17 protein-coding genes and 1 pseudogene are annotated in these 21,263 nt (G+C 63.6%); 10 read left to right on the top strand and 8 right to left on the bottom strand.

The window, feature by feature from the left end:
• Nucleotides 1–129 precede the first annotated feature (129 nt).
• Genes X728_RS162810 through X728_RS162820 form a run of 3 tightly spaced genes read left to right on the top strand, consistent with a single transcriptional unit; the run spans nt 130 to nt 3,562 of the window.
• The gene (locus tag X728_RS162810) at nt 130–1,077 is read left to right on the top strand and encodes an ABC transporter permease (protein WP_023830565.1); all 948 of its coding nucleotides are present in this window, start codon (nt 130–132) and stop codon (nt 1,075–1,077) included.
• Complete coding sequence (locus X728_RS162815) at nt 1,074–1,943, top strand: ABC transporter permease (RefSeq protein ID WP_023830564.1); 870 nt, start codon at nt 1,074–1,076, stop codon at nt 1,941–1,943. The genes X728_RS162810 and X728_RS162815 overlap by 4 nt, the downstream gene beginning before the upstream one ends.
• Nucleotides 1,940–3,562, top strand: coding sequence for a dipeptide ABC transporter ATP-binding protein (locus X728_RS162820; protein ID WP_023830563.1), 1,623 nt, complete (start codon nt 1,940–1,942; stop codon nt 3,560–3,562). The genes X728_RS162815 and X728_RS162820 overlap by 4 nt, the downstream gene beginning before the upstream one ends.
• Nucleotides 3,563–3,677: 115 nt before the next feature.
• Here the strand turns inward: X728_RS162820 and X728_RS162825 are convergent, their stop codons facing one another.
• Nucleotides 3,678–4,109, bottom strand: coding sequence for a TerB family tellurite resistance protein (locus tag X728_RS162825; RefSeq protein ID WP_023688142.1), 432 nt, complete (start codon nt 4,107–4,109; stop codon nt 3,678–3,680).
• A gap of 196 nt (nt 4,110–4,305) precedes the next feature.
• On the opposite strand from X728_RS162825, the gene X728_RS162830 reads away from it, so the two are divergent.
• Both X728_RS162830 and X728_RS26160 read left to right on the top strand, forming a co-directional pair.
• Nucleotides 4,306–5,091, top strand: coding sequence for a TSUP family transporter (locus X728_RS162830; RefSeq protein WP_023830562.1), 786 nt, complete (start codon nt 4,306–4,308; stop codon nt 5,089–5,091).
• 52 nt (nt 5,092–5,143) lie between these two features.
• A complete protein-coding gene (locus X728_RS26160; protein WP_023670429.1) occupies nt 5,144–5,314 on the top strand; it encodes a hypothetical protein in 171 nt (56 codons plus the stop codon).
• A 148-nt stretch (nt 5,315–5,462) separates the two neighbouring features.
• On the opposite strand, the gene X728_RS162835 is transcribed toward X728_RS26160, so the two are convergent.
• On the bottom strand, nt 5,463–6,923 hold the full coding sequence (locus X728_RS162835) for a cobyric acid synthase (RefSeq protein ID WP_031194743.1): 1,461 nt from the start codon (nt 6,921–6,923) through the stop codon (nt 5,463–5,465).
• A gap of 70 nt (nt 6,924–6,993) precedes the next feature.
• Nucleotides 6,994–7,242, bottom strand: a pseudogene (locus X728_RS1000000171285) (dimethylsulfonioproprionate lyase family protein); the annotation flags it as partial.
• A gap of 251 nt (nt 7,243–7,493) precedes the next feature.
• Here X728_RS1000000171285 and X728_RS162845 point away from each other — a divergent pair.
• The 3 genes from X728_RS162845 (at nt 7,494) to mmsB (ending at nt 10,064) form a co-directional block, all read left to right on the top strand.
• Entirely contained in the window at nt 7,494–8,663 is a 1,170-nt protein-coding gene (locus X728_RS162845) for an isobutyryl-CoA dehydrogenase (RefSeq protein ID WP_023830559.1), read from the top strand.
• Nucleotides 8,664–8,698: 35 nt separating this feature from the next.
• The gene (locus tag X728_RS162850; RefSeq protein ID WP_023830558.1) at nt 8,699–9,067 is read left to right on the top strand and encodes a four helix bundle protein; all 369 of its coding nucleotides are present in this window, start codon (nt 8,699–8,701) and stop codon (nt 9,065–9,067) included.
• 112 nt (nt 9,068–9,179) lie between these two features.
• Entirely contained in the window at nt 9,180–10,064 is an 885-nt protein-coding gene (gene mmsB / locus X728_RS162855; RefSeq protein ID WP_023830557.1) for a 3-hydroxyisobutyrate dehydrogenase, read from the top strand.
• A 425-nt stretch (nt 10,065–10,489) separates the two neighbouring features.
• On the opposite strand, the gene X728_RS162860 is transcribed toward mmsB, so the two are convergent.
• From X728_RS162860 to X728_RS162880, 5 genes are all read right to left on the bottom strand, one after another.
• On the bottom strand, nt 10,490–11,869 hold the full coding sequence (locus X728_RS162860) for an aspartate aminotransferase family protein (RefSeq protein WP_023670423.1): 1,380 nt from the start codon (nt 11,867–11,869) through the stop codon (nt 10,490–10,492).
• Nucleotides 11,870–11,921: 52 nt separating this feature from the next.
• Nucleotides 11,922–12,044: a hypothetical protein gene (locus X728_RS162865; RefSeq protein ID WP_023670422.1), complete on the bottom strand. Its 123-nt coding sequence runs from the start codon at nt 12,042–12,044 to the stop codon at nt 11,922–11,924.
• Between the two features lie 32 nt (nt 12,045–12,076).
• Nucleotides 12,077–14,146 carry a prolyl oligopeptidase family protein gene (locus X728_RS162870; protein WP_023830556.1) on the bottom strand — a complete coding sequence of 690 codons (2,070 nt, stop codon included), beginning with the start codon at nt 14,144–14,146 and terminating at the stop codon, nt 12,077–12,079.
• Nucleotides 14,147–14,243: 97 nt separating this feature from the next.
• Nucleotides 14,244–15,401: an MFS transporter gene (locus X728_RS162875; protein ID WP_023830555.1), complete on the bottom strand. Its 1,158-nt coding sequence runs from the start codon at nt 15,399–15,401 to the stop codon at nt 14,244–14,246.
• 129 nt (nt 15,402–15,530) lie between these two features.
• Nucleotides 15,531–16,706 (bottom strand): MFS transporter, encoded by a 1,176-nt coding sequence (locus X728_RS162880; protein ID WP_023830554.1) that lies wholly within the window; start codon nt 16,704–16,706, stop codon nt 15,531–15,533.
• A 271-nt stretch (nt 16,707–16,977) separates the two neighbouring features.
• Here X728_RS162880 and X728_RS162885 point away from each other — a divergent pair, with 271 nt between their 5' ends.
• Nucleotides 16,978–18,555, top strand: coding sequence for a trimethylamine methyltransferase family protein (locus tag X728_RS162885; RefSeq protein ID WP_023830553.1), 1,578 nt, complete (start codon nt 16,978–16,980; stop codon nt 18,553–18,555).
• A gap of 73 nt (nt 18,556–18,628) precedes the next feature.
• Nucleotides 18,629–21,199, top strand: coding sequence for an FAD-dependent oxidoreductase (locus X728_RS162890; RefSeq protein ID WP_023830552.1), 2,571 nt, complete (start codon nt 18,629–18,631; stop codon nt 21,197–21,199).
• Nucleotides 21,200–21,263 lie beyond the last annotated feature (64 nt).

Here is a 21,263-nt window from a genome sequence, read left to right as displayed (position 1 = left end):
GCTTGGCTTTCCGAACAAGGAACGCCCGAAGCGACAGCGAAGGGCCGGGTCCGGCAGGACAGAGGGGGGTGTGACAGAACGCTGCCTTTGCTCAGTCATCGCACTTGGCAACGCACCATTCCCTCCACCATGACCGCCTACCTCCTCCAACGCCTCGCCATTGCCATCGCCACCTTGATCCTGGCCTCGATGGTCGTCTTCACCGTGCTCGAAATCCTGCCCGGCGATCCGGCGCGGCTGATGCTTGGCCTCAACGCCAGCGCCGAGCAGGTCGAACTCCTGCGCAACCAGATGGGCCTCAACGCGCCGCTTCTCCTGCGCTACCTCCACTGGGTCGGCGGTCTGCTCAGCCTCGATTTCGGCCGCTCCTACACCTATTCGGTGCCGGTCATCGACCTTGTCCGCGAACGCATGGCGGTTTCCCTGCCGCTGGCGCTGATCGCGCTGGCGCTGTCCACCATCATTGCCATTCCCGTCGGGCTCTTTTCCGCCAGCCGGCGCGGCCGGGCCGGCGATACGATCGCCATGGGCGCCGCCCAGCTTGGCGTTGCCATCCCGAACTTCTGGTTCGCGCTGATGTTGATCTACCTCTTTGCCGTCTGGCTGCGGCTGGTGCCGGCCGGCGGCTTTCCCGGCTGGAGCGCCGGTGTCTGGCCGGCGCTGAAATCGCTGCTGCTGCCGGCCATCGCCCTTGCGCTGCCGCAGGCGGCGATCCTGGCGCGCGTTGCCCGCTCCGCGCTGCTCGAGGTGCTGAACGAGGATTATATCCGCACCGCCCGCGCCAAGGGCCTGCCCTATCGTGCCGTACTATGGCGGCACGCGCTGCGCAACGCGATGATCCCGGTTCTGACCATTCTGGGCCTGCAATTCGCCTTCCTGCTCGCCGGCACCATCATCATCGAGAACGTCTTTTATCTCCCCGGCCTCGGACGGCTGGTGTTCCAGGCGATCACTCAGCGCGACCTGATCGTCGTCGAAAGCATCGTCATGCTGCTGGTCGTCGCCGTCATTGCCGTTAACCTCGTCGTCGACGTCTCCTACGCCATCGTCGATCCGCGCCTTCGAGGCCGGCAATGACGCTGCACATCGACATCCCGCAGGAGACGTTGGGCAGCATTCTGGCCAAGGCCTTCCGCAACCGCTCCTTCCTCATCGGCTTCGCCATCACGGTGCTGGTGGCTGCAATCGCGGTCATCTCCTACGTCTGGACGCCCTACGACGTGACCAAACTGGTGATCTCGGACAAGACGCTGGCGCCTTCTTCGGCGCACTGGTTCGGCACCGATCATTTCGGCCGCGACATCCTGTCGATGATCATGGTCGGCGCCCGCAACTCGATCGCCGTGGCGCTGGTCGCGGTCAGCATCGGCATGGGCGTCGGCGTGCCGCTCGGCGCCTTCGCCGCGGCGCGCGGCGGGTTTGTCGACGAGGCGCTGATGCGGCTGAACGACCTTGTCTTCGCCTTCCCGGCGCTTTTGTCGGCGATCATGATCACCGCCATCTTCGGACCGGGCGCCATCAACGCCATCATCGCCATCGGCATCTTCAACATCCCGGTGTTTGCGCGCGTCGCCCGCGCCGGCGCGCTGGCGATCTGGCCACGCGAGTTCATTCTCGCCGCGCTCGCCGCCGGCAAGAGCAAGACGCAGATTACAATCGAGCACGTGCTGCCCAACATCGCCACGCTGCTTCTGGTGCAAGGCACCATCCAGTTCGCGCTCGGCATTTTGGCCGAAGCCGGTCTCTCCTATGTCGGCCTCGGCGCCCAGCCGCCAATGCCGAGCTGGGGCCGCATGCTGTTCGACGCTCAGACGCGCATGGTGGTGGCGCCGTGGATGGCCATCTTCCCCGGCATGGCCATTGTCGTCACCGTGCTTGGGCTCAATCTGCTCGGCGACGGCATCGCCGACATACTCGACCCGAAATCGCGGCGGCAGCGATGAGCCTGCTGCAGATGGAGAACCTGTCGCTGGCCATCGGCGACACGTCGATCCTGAAAGGGGTCGACCTCTCCGTCGCGCCCGGCGAGGTGATGGGGCTGGTCGGCGAATCCGGCTCGGGCAAATCGATGACGGCGCTGACCATCATGCGGCTTCTGCCGCATGCTGCGCGCGCCACCGGCTGCGTGACCTTCGAGGGCATCGACATCCTCGCGGCCACAGAGGACCAGATGTGCGCGTTGCGCGGCGATGACATCGGCATGGTGTTCCAGGAGCCCATGACGGCGCTGAACCCGGTCAAGACCATCGGCGAACAAGTCGCCGAAGGCATACGCTGGCACACCAAAGCCAGCCGCGCGGAAGCCGAAGACCGGGCGCGCAAAATGCTCGACCGGGTTGGCCTGCCGGAGGCGAAATTCCCGCTGTCGCGCTATCCGCACGAATTGTCGGGCGGCCAGCGCCAGCGCGTCGTCATCGCCATTGCCTGCGCATTGAAACCCAAGCTGCTCATCGCCGACGAACCGACCACGGCGCTCGACGTGGTGCTGCAGGCGCAGATCCTCGACCTCTTGCGCGGCCTTGTCAGCGAAAACCGCATGGGCCTGCTTCTGATCTCGCACGACCTCGCTGTCGTCACCGAAATGGCCGACCGCATCACCATTCTGCGCCATGGCGAGGTGATGGAAGCCGGCGACACCGCACGCACGCTGTCGGAACAGCTGCATCCCTACACGCGCCAGCTGGCGCTGGCCTCCATGCACGTGCCCGCGCGCGCCAAGGTTCACGCCACCGGCCAGGGCAAACCGCTGCTTGAGGTCGAAGGCGTGACACGGGACTATCCGGGCCGGCGCACCTCCCTGTTCAAGTCAGCGGCTCCAATCCGCGCCGTCGACGACGTGTCCTTGTCGCTGGCGCCGGGCCAATCGGTGGCGCTGGTCGGCCGCTCCGGCTGCGGCAAGTCAACGCTTGCCCGCATGATCCTGGCGCTCGACAAATCGACATCGGGAACGATCCGCTTTCGCGGCGAGACCATCACCGGCAAAAGCGAGGCGGAGCTCAAAGCCGCGCGGCGCGACATGCAGGTGGTGTTCCAGGATCCCTACGGCTCTTTCGACCCGCGCCAGAAGGTCGAGAAACTGGTCGCCGAGCCGCTGCATGTACTGGAAAAGAAGCCGACACCGGCCGAGCGACGCGAGATGGTGGCGCATGCGCTGCACGAGGTCGGCCTCGGCGTCAGCGACATGGACAAATATCCGCATGAGTTTTCCGGCGGCCAGCGCCAGCGCCTGTCGATCGCCCGCGCCATCATCACAAGGCCGAAGCTGGTCGTCGCCGACGAGCCGGTCTCGGCGCTCGACGTGTCGATCCGCGCCCAGATCCTCGATCTGTTCGCAGAGCTCAACCAGAAGCTCGGCATCGGCTATCTCTTCATCACTCACGATTTGACCGTCGCCCGCGCCATCACCGATGAGGTGCTGGTCATGCATGACGGCAGGATCGTCGAGCGCGGCAAGACCGGCGACGTGCTCGATCATCCGCAGTCGGAGGCGGCCAGGGCGCTGGTCGCGGCTGCGCCCGATCTGCATCGGGCGATCGCTCACCGTATGCAGGAACAGGGGTGAGTGACCGGTTCGCGCAGCGAATTCATCGTGCCAGTGGCACGATGAAAGGTCACGAACGCTGGGACGCTGCGAAGCAGCGGGGACCCGGCCGGGCGGCCGTTGCCCCTGGTCTGCCTCACTCCTCCGGCTTCACCACATCGACCGGGCTGATGTCGAGCAAATCGAGCGTGCGGCGCAACAGCCGCACTTCGCTCTCGGCCAGTTTGGAATCGGCTTTGGCGATCTCCGCCATGTGGAGCGCCAGCAACTTGCGCCGTTCGACATCGAGATCGCGGAACAGCGCAATGGCTTGCGAACCGTTGGTCTCGTAGCCGAAATCATTGAGATATTCGATGACCGCGTCGATGCTGGTTTCCGGGATGCCGAAGGCGTCCTTGCAGATGCGCCGGAAGGCGACCATCTCGCTCTCCGAAACCGAGCCGTCGGCCAGGATCATGCGAAACAGCATCAAGAGCTCCGCCGACAGCACAGGGTCGTCGGCAACCTTGCGCACGCCGGGGTCACCATCGAAGATCGAGCGTATCTGGTCGAGCAATGCCATCGCCAACAGTGTCCCTTTCCCGAGCCCGCCCAGCGCACATGACCCAAAACTGCGCAGCGGTACTGAGATAATGACATGCACCACAGGAAATCCAAGCGCAACGCGCTTGGATGGACGTAGCGCGGAATCGGCCTTGCGCAAACCGGATGGCCATGAGAAGGCGCGGCACCACCTTTCCCGCCGGAATGTTCAGAAAATCCCGATGCTCGACCTCGCCACCCAGACCGTCATCATGCTTGCCTTGGCCGCTTTTGCAGCCGGCATTGTCGATTCGATAGCCGGCGGCGGCGGGCTGATCACCATCCCGGCCCTGCTGCTTGCCGGCTTCCCGCCGGTCGCAGCACTTGGAACCAACAAGCTGCAGGGCATTTTCGGCACCGCTTCGGCGACCATCCACTACGCCATGAATGGCCATGTCGATCTGCGCCGACAGCTGCCATCGGCGCTTCTGGCCCTTGCCGGCAGTGCCGTCGGCGCCTTGCTGGCGGCATTCGTGCCGGGTGATCTCCTGCGAGCGCTGCTGCCGCTGCTTTTGATCGCCATCGCGATCTACTTCGCCGTGAAACCCAACATGAACGATGTCGACCGCGCCGAGCGCCTGTCGCACTTCCTGTTCGGGCTGGTCATCGCCCCTTTGGTCGGCTTCTATGACGGGCTGTTCGGGCCGGGAGCCGGCTCCTTCTATATGCTGGCCTTCGTCAGCCTTGCCGGCTTCGGCGTGCTCAAGGCGACGGCACACACCAAGCTGCTCAATTTCGCCTCCAACATTGGCGGCTTCATCGTCTTTGCCGTCGCCGGCGTCGTCTACTGGAAGATCGGGCTGATGATGGGCGTCGCCCAGTTCCTCGGCGCCCGGCTCGGCGCCAGCCTTGCCATCCGCATCGGCGCCCGGCTGATCAAGCCGCTGCTGGTGATCATCTGCCTGTCGCTGGCGGTGAAGCTGCTGGCCGACCCGGCGAACCCATTGCGCCAGCTGATTGGTGTATAAGCCTCACGCCTGATAGAGTGCCGTTGTACGAATCATGTTGGAGGGACCACACATGAATCTTAGTGCACCCACTCAGCTTGTTTTCATCATATCCCTAGTTATCGCCATCATCGGCGTGCTCGCCGCGCTTGGCGTTCTTGCGTTCATTCCTCTGGCTGCGGTGTGGATTGTCCTCATCGCATACATCGTGCTTGCCGCCGCCTGCCTGATGCGCGGCGCCTAGGCACCCGCGACTTCTGCATTCGAAGCGCCCGGTCAAAGCCGGGCGCTTTTGCTTTGGATGCATGGTCTGTTAGGCTCTTCCGCGCGGAAGGATGACCATGAAGCAAAGCGGACGCGCAGACCCGAGGATGACGAAACGATGGGCGGCCCTACCTCGCTAACCCAAAAATCGCATCGCAATCGAGATGGCGCTCCAGTTCGGCTGCGATCTCGTCCAGAGCGTTTTCCACGTCCGCCCGATAGTCGACGCCGCCGCCTTTCACGCCGAGGCTTTCCAGGAATCTCGCCCGGAAAGCGTCGGCGGAAAACAGGCCGTGCAGATAGCTGCCAAAAACCTTGCCATCGGCGGAAATGGCACCGTCGTCGATGCCGTTGATCACAGCCGACGGCCGCGCCATGTCCGGCCCGGTGGTGCGGCCGAGATGGATTTCGTAGCCCTCGAGCGCCAAGCCGAACGGCACCGAGCGCGCGCTGACATTGCGCACCGTCTTTTCCGGTTCCATCACCGTCTCGATGTCGAGCAGACCAAGACCTTCCGCCTCGGTGACGCTGCCCTCGATGCCATCGGGATCGCGCACCAGGCGGCCGAGCATCTGGAAACCGCCGCAAATGCCGACGATATGGCCGCCGCGTTTGCGGTGCGCGAGGAGATTGCGATCCCAGCCATTCTCGCGGAATTTCATGAGATCCCCGATCGTCGATTTGGAACCGGGAATGACCACCAGGCCGGCATCCTCCGGCAAGCGCTGCCCTGGCGGCACGAACACCACTTCGACCTGCGGCTCGGCCTTGAGCGGGTCGAGGTCGTCGAAATTGGCGATGCGGCCAAGCATCGGCACGGCGACCTTCAACGCCCGCTTCTCGCCCGATGCCAGGCGTTCGAGCACGACCGAATCCTCCGAAGGCAATCGCGCCGCCGCCTTCAGCCACGGCACGACGCCAAAGCAGCGCCAGCCGGTGAAGCTTTCGATCGACCGGATGCCGTCGTCGAACAGCGAGACATCGCCGCGGAACTTATTGATGAGGTAGCCGACGATCATGCGCCTGTCTTCCTCCGGCAGGATCAGATGCGTGCCGGCGACCGAAGCGATGACGCCACCGCGGTCGATGTCGCCGACCAGGATGACCGGCACGTCGGCGCGCGTGGCAAAGCCCATATTGGCGATGTCGCGGCTGCGCAGGTTGATTTCGGCCGGCGATCCGGCGCCCTCGACGACGACCAGATCGGCGCCCTCACCGACCTTCGTCCAGGACTCCAGCACGGCGTCCATCAGCCCCGCTTTCATTGTCTGGTAGTCGCGCGCTCGCGCCTCGCCGAACACCTTGCCCTGCACGATCACCTGCGAACCGATATCGCTCTGGGGTTTGAGCAGCACCGGATTCATATGCACGGTCGGCTGAACACCACACGCCAGCGCTTGCAGCCATTGCCCACGGCCAATCTCGCCGCCGCCGGGGCGGTTGTCGCCCGGAATGTCGGCGACGGCGGCATTGTTCGACATGTTCTGCGGCTTGAACGGCCTGACTTTCAGCCCGCGATTCCTGGCCGCGCGGCAGAGCCCCGCCACCAGCACCGTCTTGCCGACATCCGAACCCGTGCCTTGCAGCATGATCGCCTTGNATGTAGATCTCCTCGGCAATGTGATGATGGTCGGGATAGGTGATGCCGGGTCCCAGGATCAGCAATCCGGCCGCGACCTCTTCATTGGCGAAATGGCCGCGCGTGCCAAACACCTCCAGCCAGCCGTATTTTTGCAAGAACGCTTCACCAAAATCGCTCGCGTTGTAGGTCTGCCCCCAGCACAGATCGTCACGACGCTCCGCCAGCAGTTGCACCAGAGGCTGCGGGTCCGGCGGCGCCAGTTCGACAATGCGGTCGAGCAGACCAAGGCAAGGCAGCGGATGCGCTTCGAGCACGCGCGCCGTCATATTCCAGCCGATCCGGGTCACGGCGTCCCGCACCAGCGCGTTGTCCACGCCCCGGAGATAGGCATGGAAGCGGTCGAGCAATTCGTCGAAATATGTCGGCACGCAATGCTCCGTTGATCCATTCATGCACAGCGGCTGCGCGGCGAGCCGGGTTGCGCGGCGGCATCATTGGTCTAGATTGAGCGGCGCGCAAAGCCAAAAACAACAGGCCAGCAAGCCAACCCCAACTGGGGAAACACAGGGAGCACGCCATGGACGCCGCGGTCGATGCGAGCACCAGTCAGTTCGAACTCAATGAGGAGCAGCGCGCCATCCAGGAGATGGCACAGGCCTTCGCCGCCGATCGCGTTGCGCCCAATGCGCTCGAATGGGACCGGGCAAGACACTTTCCCGCCGATGTAATCCGCGAGACCGGCCCGCTTGGCCTTGGCGGCATCTATGTCAGGGATGATGTCGGCGGCTCGGCGCTCGGCCGGCTCGACGCCGTGCTGATCTTCGAGGCACTGTCGCACGCCGATCCGGCGTTTTCCTCCTTCATCTCGATCCACAATATGGCGGCGTCGATGATCGACCGCTTCGGCGACGACGAGCAGCGCCAACGCTTCCTGCCGAAGCTGACCTCGATGGAATGGCTGGCGAGCTACTGCCTGACCGAGCCGGGCTCAGGCTCGGATGCCGCGGCGCTGACGACGCGCGCGGTGAAGAGCGGCGACGACTATGTGCTTAACGGCGCCAAGCAGTTCATCTCCGGGGCCGGCGACAGCGACCTCTATGTCGTCATGGCGCGCACCGGCGCCGACGGGCCGAAGGGCATTTCCACCTTCGTCGTGCCGAAGGATGCGCCCGGCCTGTCCTTCGGCGCCAACGAGCACAAGATGGGCTGGCACATGCAGTCGACCCGCCAGGTGATCTTCGAGGACTGCAAGGTGCCGGCTGCAAACCTGCTGTCGGGGGAAGGCGCAGGTTTCGGCATCGCAATGGCCGGGCTCGATGGCGGCCGCCTCAACATCGCCGCCTGTTCGCTCGGCGGCGCGCAATCTGCGCTCGACAAGGCGCTGTCCTATACCGCCGAGCGCAAGGCTTTCGGCTCGAAGATCAACCAGTTCCAGGCGCTGCAGTTCAGGTTGGCCGACATGGAGACCGAATTGCAGGCAGCGCGGATCTTTCTCTACGCCGCCGCCTCGAAACTCGACCGCAAGGCGCCGGATGCCGGCAAATGGTCGGCGATGGCCAAGCGCTTCGTCACCGACATCGGCTTCAACGTCGCCAACGAGGCGCTGCAGCTGCATGGCGGTTATGGCTATCTTCATGATTACGGTATCGAAAAACTGGTGCGCGACCTGCGCGTCCACCAGATCCTCGAAGGCACCAACGAGATCATGCGCGTCATCATCGCGCGGGCGTTGATCGGACGGCAGTAGGCAGTAGGCAGTAGGCAGTAGGCAGTAGGCAAAGGATGACCGGCAAGATCAACTCGTACAAGGATCTTATCGTATGGCAGCAGGCGATGGATCTGGCTGTCAGCACCTACTCATTGACCAAGACATGCCCCAAAGAGGAATTATATGGGCTGACCAGCCGAATCCGCCGTTCAGCAACCTCTGTCCCTGCAAACATCGCGGAAGGCTATGGCCGAGACAACCGAGGCTCCTATCAGCAATTTCTCAGGATAGCCCAAGGCTCGCTGAAGGAGTTCGAGACACACCTCCAAATCGCTCAACGCATTGGCGTTGCCACGCATGGGCAAGCTGAGCACCTGCTTCTGGCGGCCGAGGCCATCGGAAAGATGCTTCGCCAACTTATTCTCAAACTCGCACCCGAATAGGTCGCCCTACTGCCTACTGCCTACTGCCTACTGCCTACTGCCTACTGCCTACTGCCTACTGCCTACTGCCTACTGCCTACTGCCTACTGCCTACTCATCATGGAGCACCGCTATGACCACTGTCGCCTTCATCGGCTTGGGTAATATGGGCAATCCGATGGCTGCCAATCTCGTCAAGGCGGGGCACGCGGTGCACGGCTTTGACCTGATGCCGGAAAACCTCACCGTCGCCCGCGAGCATGGCGTCATTGTCATGGCGAATGCCGTGGCGGCGGTGAAGGACGCCGATGTCGTGATCACCATGCTTCCCGCCGGCAAGCACGTGCTCTCGGTCTACGAGGACATCGCACCCAAGGCCAAACCAGGCGCCCTGTTCATTGATTCCTCGACCATCGATGTCGAGTCGGCCCGCAAGGCGCATGCCGTAGCAAGGAAGCACGGGCTGCATTCGATCGACGCCCCCGTCTCCGGCGGCACCGGCGGTGCTGCTGCGGGAACGCTGACCTTCATGGCCGGCGGCGCCAAGGATGCCTTCGCCAAGGCCGAACCGGTCCTGAAGCCGATGGCAGGCCGCATCGTCCATTGCGGTGACGACGGCGCCGGTCAGGCAGCCAAAATCTGCAATAACATGATGCTCGGCATTTCGATGATCGGCGTCGCAGAGGCCTTCGTGCTGGCCGAAAAGCTCGGCCTCTCGCATCAGGCCCTGTTCGACGTTGCCTCGACCTCGTCGGGCCAGTGCTGGTCGCTGACCACCTATTGCCCGGTGCCGGGTCCCGTGCCGGCCTCACCCGCCAACCGCGACTACAAACCGGGCTTTGCCGCAGCACTCATGCTGAAGGACCTGAAACTGGCGCAGGAGGCGGCCCAAAGCGCCGGCGCGGTGACGCCAATGGGGGCCGAAGCGGCCCAGCTTTATGCGCTGTTCAACGCCCAGGGAAATGGCGGATCGGATTTTTCCGGCATCATAAATTTCCTTCGCGGCAGTTCTCTATAAGTTTCGAATTTGGCAGCGCTTTTCTCGATTTTTATTGCGCGGAAAAATTGCAAATTTAGATTTGCTTAAGCTCTCGATAACCCGGCGGTAACGATGTGCCTATATAACGGATGGCGAGGCGGACATATCGCATCCGCCCGGCGCTCCGGATCAGGTCTCGCGTACCGGAGCCCGTAAGTTTCGCAAGTGTATTGTTGGCGAAATGCCATGCGTATCTGGCAAAGCCGCGTTCCTATGGAGCGCGGTTTTTGCGTTTTGCAGTACTATACTGCTCGGTCTGAATTATTATTCCGATTGCAGCGTTCGGAATTGCCTCATGGCCTTTATTGACCAGCACGATCGGTGCGCTGACCCCGTCGACCCTGACGATAAGCAGGCGCACAGTCCGGGCGCCCTGTTTGCAAGGCGCCCGGCGCTCGTTCCATCTACTTCTTGCGCAAATCCGCTTGCGCCAGATCCAGCGCTTTGGCGATGCGATCGCAAGCCATGTCGATCGTCGCGCGGGTCCAGATCAGCGGCGGCGACAGGATCATCGTGTCGCCGGTGGCGCGCAGCATAAGGCCTTGCGCGATGGCGTGGTCGCGGACGGTGACGGCGGCACTGCCCGCCGGCAGGAACCGCTCCTTGGTCGCCTTGTCCTTGACGATCTCGATCGCGCCCATCAGCCCGATCGATCGCACCTCGCCGACCAGTTCGTGGCCGGCAATGCGCTCTTGCAGCGCCTGGGCGAAGTAAGGTCCGGTGTCGTTCCTGACCCTGTCGACCAAGCCTTCGCGCTCCATGATCTCGAGATTCTTCAGCGCCACCGCGCAGGCCACCGGGTGACCCGAATAGGTATAGCCGTGGTAGAATTCGCCGCCCTTTTCGACCAGCGTCGCCGCGATACGGTCGCCGACCAGCAGCGCCGACAGCGGCTGATAGCCCGAGGTCAGTGCCTTGGCCGTGGTGATGGTGTCAGCCTCGACGCCGAAGGTCTGCGCCGCAAACCATTCGCCGGTGCGGCCATAGCCGGTGATGACCTCGTCCAGCATCAAAAGCACATCGTATTTGCGGCAGATGCGCTGCACTTCCGGCCAATAGCTCATCGGCGGTATTTTCACCCCGCCCGCGCCCATCACCGGCTCGCCGATGAAGGCCGCCACCTTGTCGGCACCGGCTTCGAGGATGGCGTCCTCGACGGCCTTGGCCGCGCGCAGGCCGAAATCATGGTCGCTTTCGCCGGGCAGCGCCAACTCATAAGCATAGGGCATCATGACATGGACGATGTTGGGAACCGCCCCGCCGAGCTGCTTGTGCATCAAATCCATGCCGCCCAGCGACGTCCCGGCGACGGTCGAGCCGTGATAGGCCGACTTGCGCGAGATGATGCGGTTCTTCTCCGGCTTGCCTTCCAGCACCCAATAGTGGCGCACGAGCCGCAGCGCCGTGTCGTTGGCCTCCGAGCCGGAGGAGCCGTAGAAAACCTGGCTGATGCCCTTGGGCGCCAGCTCGGCCAGCTTCTTCGACAGCAGCACGGGCGTCGGCGTCGAGCATTTGAAGAAGGAATTATAGTAGGGCAATTCCTTCATCTGCGCGTAAGCGGCGTCGGCCAGCTCGTCGCGGCCATAGCCGACATTGACGCACCACAGCCCGGCCATGCCGTCGAGTATTTCGGTGCCGTCGGCATCGTAGATGAACGGGCCGTTGGCGTGGGTGATGATGCGCGAGCCGGTCTCGCGCAATTCCTTGTGGTCGGTGAAGGGATGCAGATGATGCGCGGCGTCAATCTGCTGAAGCTGCTTCAGCGAATAGTTCTGGTAAGTCATGGGTTTGCTCTTTCCTCTGGAATCAAACCGGCAAGCTGCCGGGGCGACTTCGTCAGAGGACGGCGGGCGGCGAATAGCCGATGCGAGCGCACAGCCTGAGCAGTTCGGCGCGCAGCGTGCGCGGCGACGGTGTCACCGCGACCCCGAAGGCGCCGGATGTGCTCATGTAGACCATGGCGGCAGTCTATGCCGCCCGAGGCCCGAAATTCAAGCGGTGCCGCTCAATACCCTTTGCAGGAACACGTATTTCATGGCGGTTTGCGCCGCTTGCGGCCGGCGGTCGCCGCGCCCGCCATGGCCGCCTTCCGTCTCCTCGAAGAACAACGTCTTGCCGTGACCTGCTTCCTGCAGCTTTGCGGCCATCTTGCGGGCATGGCCGGGATGGACGCGGTCGTCGGCGGTCGATGTCGTGAGCAGCACCGGGGGATAGTCGGCATCGGCCGAGACATGATGGTACGGCGAATAGGCGGCGAGCCACTTGGCCTCTTCCGGTTTTGCCGGATCGCCATATTCGCCGATCCACGAGGCGCCTGGCGGCAGTTCGGTGTAGCGCAGCATGTCGAGCAGCGGCACCTCGATGATGACGGCGCCGAACAGTTCGGGATGCTGCGTCAGGGAAACGCCGGTAAGCAGGCCGCCATTCGAGCCGCCCTGGATGCCGAGGGAAGCAGCGGTGGCGATGCCGCGCCTGACGACGTCCTGCGCCACCGCGGCGAAATCGTCGAAGGCAGTCTGGCGATTGCCCTTCAGCGCCGCCTGATGCCAGGCCGGCCCAAACTCACCGCCGCCGCGAATGCAGGCCTGCACATAGGCATTGCCCTTCTCCAGCCACAGCCTGCCGCGCACGCCGGCATAGCCGGGCAGCAGCGGTATTTCGAAGCCGCCATAACCATAGAGAAGCGCCGGTACCGGACCCTTCTGGTCGCGCCGCCTGACGACGAAATACGGGATCATGGTGCCGTCCTTCGAGCGCGCCTCGAACTGTTCCGAGACCAGCGGCGCGGCGTCGAACCGCGCCGGCTGCGATTTCACGGTGGCCAGCGTCACCCCGTCATCGTCCGACCAGATGATCGAACTCGGCGTCAGGAAATCGGTGAAGGAGAAGGAGACGCTGGAACCGAAATGCTCGGCATGCGCGATGCCGACATTGCCGTTCTCGGGCAGCGCCACCGGCTTCAGCGACCAGCGGTCGCCGCTGCGCTCGGCGACAACGACCTTGCCGCGCACATTGTCCATCAGATTGATGAACAGCCGGTCCTGAGTGCGGGCAATGCCGGCGACCGAAACACGGTGCGCCGGCTGAAGCATGGTTTCGACAGGACCCAGTTCGCCGGTGTCGATCCAGCGTTCGAAATCCAGGGAATAGAGGCCGTCCGGCAGGCATTCGGTGCCATCCGGCGCCGTCCACGGGCTGCGCACGCCGAACACAAACCGACCCTTGAACAGGGTGCTGTCGGTGACATCGTCCGGCAACGGGATGCGGCGGTTTTCGCCCGACGGCAGGCGCAGAAAACTGTGCGAGGAGAAGAAGGCGATCGTGCGGGCCAGAAACAAATACTGCCTGTCGCCATCATGCTCGACCCCCGCGCCGGCCGCGAGATCCTGCTTCTCGGCCTCGAAGATCGGCGTCGCCTCCTCCAACCGGGTGCCGCGCTTCCACAGCTTGACGACGCGCGGATAACCGGACTGGGTCTTGTCGTCTTCATCGAAGGCAGCCGAGACAATGACCGTGTCCTTGTCCAGCCAGGAAAAGCCGGATTTCGAGGCGGGAGCGCGGAAGCCGCCCTCGATGAATGATTTGGTCTCGATGTCGAATTCGCGCATCTCGCTGGCATCGCCGCCATCCGGCGACATCGCCACCAGGCAAAGGTTGAAATCGGGGTAAAGGCGGCTGGCGCCGCTGAACACCCACTTCACCCCCTCCTTGGCCGACAGCACGTCGAAGTCGATGATCGTCTCCCACACAGGCTTCTCGGTCTTGTAGGAAGCAACCGTCGTGCGGCGCCAGAGGCCGAGCACATTGGTCTTGTCCTGCCAGAAATTATAGACTTGACCGTTGAGCGCGGCACCGACCGCAATGTTGTCCTCGGCCGTCATCAGGTCGAGCGCCGTCTCGAACGCCGCCTGGTAGGACGGATCGCCCTGCAGTTCGGCCATGGTGATCTCGTTCCGGCGATGCACCCAGTCGAGCGATTCCTTGCTGGTCCGGTCCTCCAACCAGAGGAACTTGTCCTCCGCGGTGGCATCCGTCTGGCGTTTTGTCGTCGATTGGGTCACGCATGGTCTCCAGGCTAGTGGCGGGCAGCCCTGCCTACATCGCGTTGCAAGCGGTTTTATTCAAGATGGTACGTCAGGTCATCGGGGGAATGCGGCCTCAAACCATCCGCCGGCGCAGGACCGTGGCCACAGCCAGTGCCAGACAAATCGTGCCCAGCGTGATCGGCAGGCCGGAGGCGCCGATCACATCCATGACGCCACCCGCCAGCGACGGCACCACGATGCCGCCGATGCCCCACATCAGGGAGAAGGCGGCATTGCCGGCGACCAGCGCCGAGCCGGTAAAGCGCTCGCCGAGTTCGATGATCGACATGGTGTAGATGCCATAGGAGACCGCGCCCCAGATAAAGACGCAAGGCCAGATCAACGGCGTCTCGATCAGCAGCGGCAGCAGCACGCAGCCCAGCACCGTCACCACGACGCAGACGAATCGCACCAGCCGCGCCGTCAGCCGTTCCGCCAGCAAGCCGAGCGGCACCTGCATGGCGATATTGCCTGCGATCATCACCGACAGCAGCGCCGACATGCGCGCTTCCGCGATGCCATAATGCGTGCCGTAGACCGGCAGCAGCGCCAGCACGCCCTGTTCGAAACCGGCGGCAACGACCACCGCCGACAGCAGTAGCCATGCCAGGGGCATGAAGCCCATGACCGAAACCCTGTGCCCGGCTTCGTCGACCTTCGGCAGTCGCGGCAGCACCAGCCCCAGGCAGGCGCCGCAGAAGATGAAGGCGGCGATCCCCACCAGGAATGGCGGCCATCCCACGGTGCCGACAGCGAGCAGGCAGAGCGGCCCGGCAGCGAAGCCGGCCGAGATGATGGTTGAATAGACACCCATGACGCGACCGCGGCGCGATGGCGGCGCCAGTGCAATGACCCAGATTTCGCTCAAGACATAGAGTGGATTGGTCACCACCCCGATCAAGAAGCGCAGCGGAAACCAGAGATAGACATTCTGCGTCCAGCCGATCAGCGCAAGCACAATAGCCGAAAGCGCCGCGCAGGTAAGCGCGGTGCGCCCTGCCCCGAACCGGCGCGCCAGTGCCGGGATCAGCGGCGACGAGACAATGAAGCCGATCGGCGTCATTGCCGCCGAGAGCCCGATGATGGCCGGCGAAACGCCTTGGCGTTGCAGGATGAAGCTCAGCAGCGGATAGGACAGGCCTTGCGCGATGGCGAACACCGAGACGGTCGCGATCACGCCGCTGATCGCCGCCCACTGCATCTTCTCGTTGTCAGCTTCCGCCAGGTTCATCATTGGCACCTAAACCAGGTTCAGGACTAGCTTTTCTGTCCGACGCGGGTAAGCCCCGCCCCGCGAAAAACCGTTTGCTCCAGACAAGGCCTGTCATGAGTTTGGGCCTGTCAGGAGCTTTTGGGCCTGTCAGGAGTTTTGGCGCTTGAACGATCGATAGAGCGCGAAGCTCACCAGCAGCGCGTCGAGGCCGGCGATCACCACCGGCAGACCGAGCGGACCGATGGTCTGCATCAAGGCACCGGCGCCAGGCGGGCCGACAATGCCGCCGGCGCCCCACATCAATGCGAAGGCGGCGTTGCCGGCGACCAGCACGGTTCCCCTGAAGCGGCTGCCGAGCTCCACCAGCGCCATGGTGTAGACGCCATAGCCGACCGCGCCCATGACGAGAAGGACGAGCCAGATCGCCGGCGTCGTGATCAGGAACGGCAGCAAAACCGCGCAGGCCGTTGTCGCCAACGCACAGAAGATGATCATCGCCCGCCCGCCGAAACGCTCGGCCAGCAGGCCGAGCGGGATTTGCAGGAAGATGTTTCCCAGCGACAGTGCCATCACCAGGGCCGCCAGCGTCCTTTCGGGCAAGCCATAGGCAGCACCGAAGACCGGCATCAAAGCGTAGGTGCCCTGCTGGACCGCCGCTGAAACCAGCACGGCAAACAACAGCGCCGGCGCCAGCCTGGCGAAACCGAAAAAGCCGCCGGGCAATTGGCCGTCATCCTCGAAGCCGGCGAGGCTTGACGAAAGAGCACGAAGGATCGCGGCGCACAGGATGAAGCCGGCCATGCCGACCAGGAAAGGAACCCAGCCCGATATCCCTACCGCGGTCAGGACCAAAGGCCCCGCAGCATAGCCAGCGCCCAGCACGGTGTTGAATGCCCCCATCACTCTGCCGCGGCGCGACGGCGGCGCCAGCGACAGCGCCCATACTTCGCCCAGTATATAGAGCGGGTTGATGACGATACCGATGGTGAAGCGGATGACGAACCAGCCCACCCAGTCCTGCAGGTAGCCGATGCCGAGGAAGCACAGCGCCCCAATCAATGAGCAACCCACAGCCAGGTTGCGCGCGCCGACCAGCCGAATGGCTGCCGGCACGAACGAGGCCGAAAGGATCAGACCAAGCGGCATCATCGCTGCCGACAAGCCGATCAGCGCCGGCGACATGCCTTGCTTCTGCATCAGCAGCGTAAACAGCGGCGAGCTCAGCCCTTGCGCCGCACCGAACATCGCGAGGGCGGCAGTTACGCCGGCAAGCGCCGCCCATTGCGTCCCCGCTTCGCCATCGCTCGAACCGGTCGCAGCCATGATGCCTTCCACATGAATTGCCGGCCCATCCAGCGGCAAACCATTGAGCTAGCGGTTCGATTTAGGGAAAGGAAGGGCCGCGCCTGAAATCCCCTTGCGCCAAGAGCCGCAGTGGGCGCGTCCTGTCCGCCAATCCCCGGCAAGGTTGTCAGCTATCGGACTGCCGTTCGGGCATGTCGCTTCCCTCGTCCTAGTGGTCGCCGCCTCCGCAATGGCCGGACAGCCGCCGGTCCATTATGCCGCCCGCTACCAGCATCGTACGAGGACCATCATGACCGCCGCCCTGCATCCAGCCGAACCGCCTTTGGCAGCCGACCGTGCCCGTCGCGGTGGCCGTGCGGGCAAGCGCGCCGGCGGCTCGGCCGCCTTCGAACAGCCGGCTTTTCGACAACTGAGAAATCCGCTGACGCCGACCAAGCTGATCTCGGACGACGAGCTGGAATCGATCCACCTCGCCTCGCTGCGCGTCTTGAGGGAAATAGGCGTCGACGTGCTGCATGACGAAGCGCGCCGCATCATGAAGGAAAATGGCGCTGATGTCCGCGAGGGCAGCGAGCGCGTGCGCTTCGACAGCGACATGATCCTCGATCTCATCTCCAACTGCCCGTCGGAATTCACGCTCCATGCCCGCAACCCGGCGCACAATGTGCGCTTCGGCGGCAACAATGTGATCCTGTCGATGATGGCGTCGGCACCGAACTGCTCCGACCTCGATCGCGGCCGCCGTCCGGGCAACCAGCAGGACTACCGCAACTTCCTGCGCCTGGCGCAGATGCACAACATCCTGAACTGCACCGGCGGTTATCCGGTCGAGCCGACCGACATCCATCCTTCCGTGCGCCACCTCGAATGCATCCGCGACCTCGCCACGCTGACCGACAAGGTGTTCCACATCTATTCGCTCGGCAAGGAGCGCAATGTCGACGGCATCGAGATCGCCAGGATCGCCCGCGGCATCAGCCATGAGCAGATGCTCGAAGAGCCGTCCGTCTTCACCATCATCAACACCAATTCGCCGCTGAAACTGGATGTGCCGATGATGGAAGGCATCATCCAGATGTCGAGCAAGGGTCAGGTCGTCGTCATCACGCCCTTCACCCTGTCCGGCGCGATGGCGCCGGTGACCATCGCCGGTGCGCTGGTGCAGCAAAATGCCGAGGCGCTGTCCGGCATCGCCTTTGCCCAGATGGTGAGAAAGGGCGCGCCGGTTGGCTATGGCGGCTTCACCTCGAATGTCGACATGAAGTCAGGCTCGCCGGCCTTCGGCACGCCTGAATATATGAAGGCGCAGCTTGTCGGCGGCCAGCTTGCCCGCCGTTACAAGATCCCCTACCGCACCTCCAATACCTGCGCCGCCAACACGGTCGACGCGCAGGCAGCCTATGAAAGCGTGTTCTCGCTGTGGGGCGCCATCCAGGGCGGCGGCAATCTGATGATGCACGGCGCCGGCTGGCTCGAAGGTGGCCTGCGCTGTTCCTACGAGAAGACCATCCTGGACATCGACCTGTTGCAGATGGTGGCCGAGTTCCTCACCCCGCTCGACCTGTCCGACGAAGCGCTCGGCTTCGACGCCATCCAGTCGGTCGGCCCCGGCGGCCATTTCTTCGGCACCCAGCACACGCAGGACCGCTACAAGACAGCCTTCTACTCGCCCATCCTCTCCGACTGGCGCAATTTCGAGACCTGGGCCGAAGCCGGATCGCCGACCGCGCTGGAAAAGGCCAACAAGGTCTGGAAGGAGCGGCTGGCATCCTACGAGGAACCTTATATGGACCCGGCGATCCGCGAAGAGCTCAACGACTTCGTCGAAAAGCGCACGGCCGAAGGCGGCGCGCCGACCGATTTTTGATCGGCAAGCAACTGGCGGCATCCTGCCAACCGACACACCTGATTCAATTTACGCAAAAACGGACCTATCTCTCATGAAATCTCATGTAAAAGCGGTTGTCATTGGCGGCGGCGTCGTTGGCTGCTCGGTGCTCTATCACCTGGCCAAGGCCGGCTGGACCGACATCATGCTGATCGAGCGTTCCGAGCTCACCTCCGGCTCGTCCTGGCACGCAGCCGGCGGCTTCCACACGCTGAACGGCGATCCCAACGTCGCCAAGCTGCAGGCCTATACGGTGCAGCTCTACAAGGAGATCGAGGAAATCTCCGGCCAGTCCTGCTCGCTGCATCTGACCGGCGGCGTGATGATGGCCGATACGCCCGAGCGCATGGATTTTCTGCGCCTGGCCCACGCCAAGGGCCGCTATCTCGGCATGGACACCGAGCTGATCACGCCCTCCGAAGCCAAGGCGATGTTCCCGCTGATGGACGAGACCAATTTCGTCGGCGCCATGTGGGATCCGGTCGAAGGCCATCTCGATCCCTCCGGCACGACGATCGCCTACTCCAAGGCGGCCAAGAAGCTGGGCGCCGAGATCGTGCTGCGCAACCGCGTCGTCGAACTGACGCAGGAAGTTGACGGCACCTGGAACGTCGTCACCGAACAGGGCACCGTCCACGCCGAGCATGTCGTCAACTGCGGCGGCCTGTGGGCGCGCGAGATCGGCCGCATGGTCGGCGTCGAACTGCCGGTGCTGGCCATGGAGCACATGTACCTGCTCACCGAGCCGATGCCCGAGGTCGAAGAGTTCAACAAATCGACCGGCCGCGAGATGATCGGCGTGCTCGACTTCAAGGGCGAGATCTACACCCGACAAGAGCGCAACGGCATCCTGCTCGGCACCTATGAAAAGGCCTGCAAGCCATGGTCGCCGGTCAACACGCCGTGGGATTTCGGCCATGAACTGCTGCCGCCCGACCTCGACCGCATCGCGCCGTCGCTGGAGATCGGCTTCAAGCATTTCCCCGGCATCGAGAAAGCCGGCATCAAGCAGATCATCAACGGCCCCTTCACCTTCGCGCTCGACGGAAATCCGCTGGTCGGGCCGGTGCAGGGTCTGACCAATTTCTGGTGCGCCTGCGCCGTCATGGCCGGCTTCAGCCAGGGCGGCGGCGTCGGCCTCGCGCTGTCCAACTGGATGGTGCATGGCGATCCCGGCTTCGACGTCTGGGGCATGGATGTCGCCCGCTTCGGCGAGTGGGCCGGCCTGCGCTACACCAACGCAAAGGTGCGCGAAAACTATTCGCGCCGCTTCTCCATCCGCTTCCCCAATGAAGAGCTGCCGGCTGCGCGTCCGGCGCAGACGACGCCGCTCTATGACACGATGCTCGCCAACAACGCCGTCATGGGCGATAGCTGGGGCCTGGAGACCCCGCTGTGGTTCGCGCCGAAGGGCAAGGAGCCGAAGGACGTCGTCTCCTTCCACCGCTCAAACGATTTCGGTCCTATCGGCGAGGAAGTGCGCGCCACGCGCGAACGCGTCGGCGTCACCGAAATCGCCAACTTCGCCAAATACGAAGTGTCGGGACCTGCGGCTGAGGATTTCCTCAACCGGCTGATGACCAACCGCATGCCGAAGATCGGCCGCATCGTGCTGACGCCGATGATCAACGAGTTCGGCAAGCTGATCGGCGACTTCACCATCGCCAAGGCAGGCGACGACAGATTTATGATCTGGGGCTCGTCCGCCGCGCAGAAATACCACATGCGCTGGTTCGAGAAGCACCTGCCGAAGGATGGTTCGGTGCGCATCCACCGCTTCGATCAGACGCTCGTCGGCCTGTCGATCGCCGGGCCGAAATCGCGCGACCTCTTGCAGAAGCTGGTCGATGTCGACATCTCGACCAAGGCGTTTCGCTTCATGGATTTCCGCGAAATGGCGGTCGGCGGCGCGCCCTGCATGGTCAACCGCATCACCTATACCGGCGATCTCGGCTATGAAATCTGGATGGCGCCGGCCTATGAGCGCCTGGTCTACAAGGCGATCAAGGACGCCGGCGAGGAGTTCGGCCTCGTCGATTTCGGCATGCGCGCTTTGCTCTCCATGCGCCTGGAGAAGAACTTCCCGACCTGGTACCGCGAGCTGCGCCCGATCTACGGGCCGTTCGAAGGCGCGATGGACCGCTTCATCAAGCTGGAGAAGAACGACTTCATCGGCCGCGAGGCCGCCGCCAAGGAACAGGCGGAAGGGCCGAAACTGCGCCGCGTTTCCTTTATCGTCGATGCGGCCGACGCCGATGTCATGGGCGACGAGCCGATCTGGGCCAAGGTCGGCAAGGACTATGGCACGGTGGAAAAGCCGCATGGCTATGGCGCGCCACGCTTCGATACGGCAGGCAAGGAAGTGCGTGGCTCAAAGGCTGCCGAAGGCGCTTCCGCCGTGCGCGGCATCGTCGACGGCGACTGGCGCGTGGTCGGCTGGGTCACCTCGGGCGGTTATGCGCACTATGTGCAGAAGTCGATGGCGCAGGGCTATGTGCCGGCGGCACTCGCCGAGGACGAAAGTGCCGGACTGTTCGAGATCGAGATCCTCGGCCACCGGCGTCCGGCGCGTATCAATGTCGAGGCGCCCTTCGACCCCAGCGGCGAGAAGATGCGGACCTGAAAAGGCGACAGGGAGCGTGAGATCGTGTAAGGGGCCTTCGGAAGTTGGCCGCAGGCATTTTCCC

Source organism: Mesorhizobium sp. L103C119B0 (assembly GCF_000502235.1).
In the GTDB taxonomy this organism is placed as follows: Bacteria; Pseudomonadota; Alphaproteobacteria; order Rhizobiales; family Rhizobiaceae; genus Mesorhizobium.
The sequence above is the reverse complement of the archived record's forward strand: the minus strand, read 5'-3'. Positions and strand labels throughout refer to the sequence as shown.

Bases quoted from the DNA above. Each gene is read 5' to 3' on its own strand.
- X728_RS162875 (WP_023830555.1), bottom strand. From the start codon at position 15,401: ATGAACCTGGCGGAAGCTGACAACGAGAAGATGCAGTGGGCGGCGATC.
- X728_RS162820 (WP_023830563.1), top strand. From the start codon at position 1,940: ATGAGCCTGCTGCAGATGGAGAACCTGTCGCTGGCCATCGGCGACACG.
- X728_RS162835 (WP_031194743.1), bottom strand. From the start codon at position 6,923: ATGCTGCAAGGCACGGGTTCGGATGTCGGCAAGACGGTGCTGGTGGCG.
- X728_RS162850 (WP_023830558.1), top strand. From the start codon at position 8,699: ATGACCGGCAAGATCAACTCGTACAAGGATCTTATCGTATGGCAGCAG.
- X728_RS162815 (WP_023830564.1), top strand. From the start codon at position 1,074: ATGACGCTGCACATCGACATCCCGCAGGAGACGTTGGGCAGCATTCTG.
- mmsB (WP_023830557.1), top strand. From the start codon at position 9,180: ATGACCACTGTCGCCTTCATCGGCTTGGGTAATATGGGCAATCCGATG.
- X728_RS162885 (WP_023830553.1), top strand. From the start codon at position 16,978: ATGACCGCCGCCCTGCATCCAGCCGAACCGCCTTTGGCAGCCGACCGT.
- X728_RS162890 (WP_023830552.1), top strand. From the start codon at position 18,629: ATGAAATCTCATGTAAAAGCGGTTGTCATTGGCGGCGGCGTCGTTGGC.
- X728_RS162845 (WP_023830559.1), top strand. From the start codon at position 7,494: ATGGACGCCGCGGTCGATGCGAGCACCAGTCAGTTCGAACTCAATGAG.
- X728_RS162810 (WP_023830565.1), top strand. From the start codon at position 130: ATGACCGCCTACCTCCTCCAACGCCTCGCCATTGCCATCGCCACCTTG.
- X728_RS162865 (WP_023670422.1), bottom strand. From the start codon at position 12,044: ATGGTCTACATGAGCACATCCGGCGCCTTCGGGGTCGCGGTGACACCG.
- X728_RS162880 (WP_023830554.1), bottom strand. From the start codon at position 16,706: ATGGCTGCGACCGGTTCGAGCGATGGCGAAGCGGGGACGCAATGGGCG.
- X728_RS26160 (WP_023670429.1), top strand. From the start codon at position 5,144: ATGAATCTTAGTGCACCCACTCAGCTTGTTTTCATCATATCCCTAGTT.
- X728_RS162830 (WP_023830562.1), top strand. From the start codon at position 4,306: ATGCTCGACCTCGCCACCCAGACCGTCATCATGCTTGCCTTGGCCGCT.
- X728_RS162860 (WP_023670423.1), bottom strand. From the start codon at position 11,869: ATGACTTACCAGAACTATTCGCTGAAGCAGCTTCAGCAGATTGACGCC.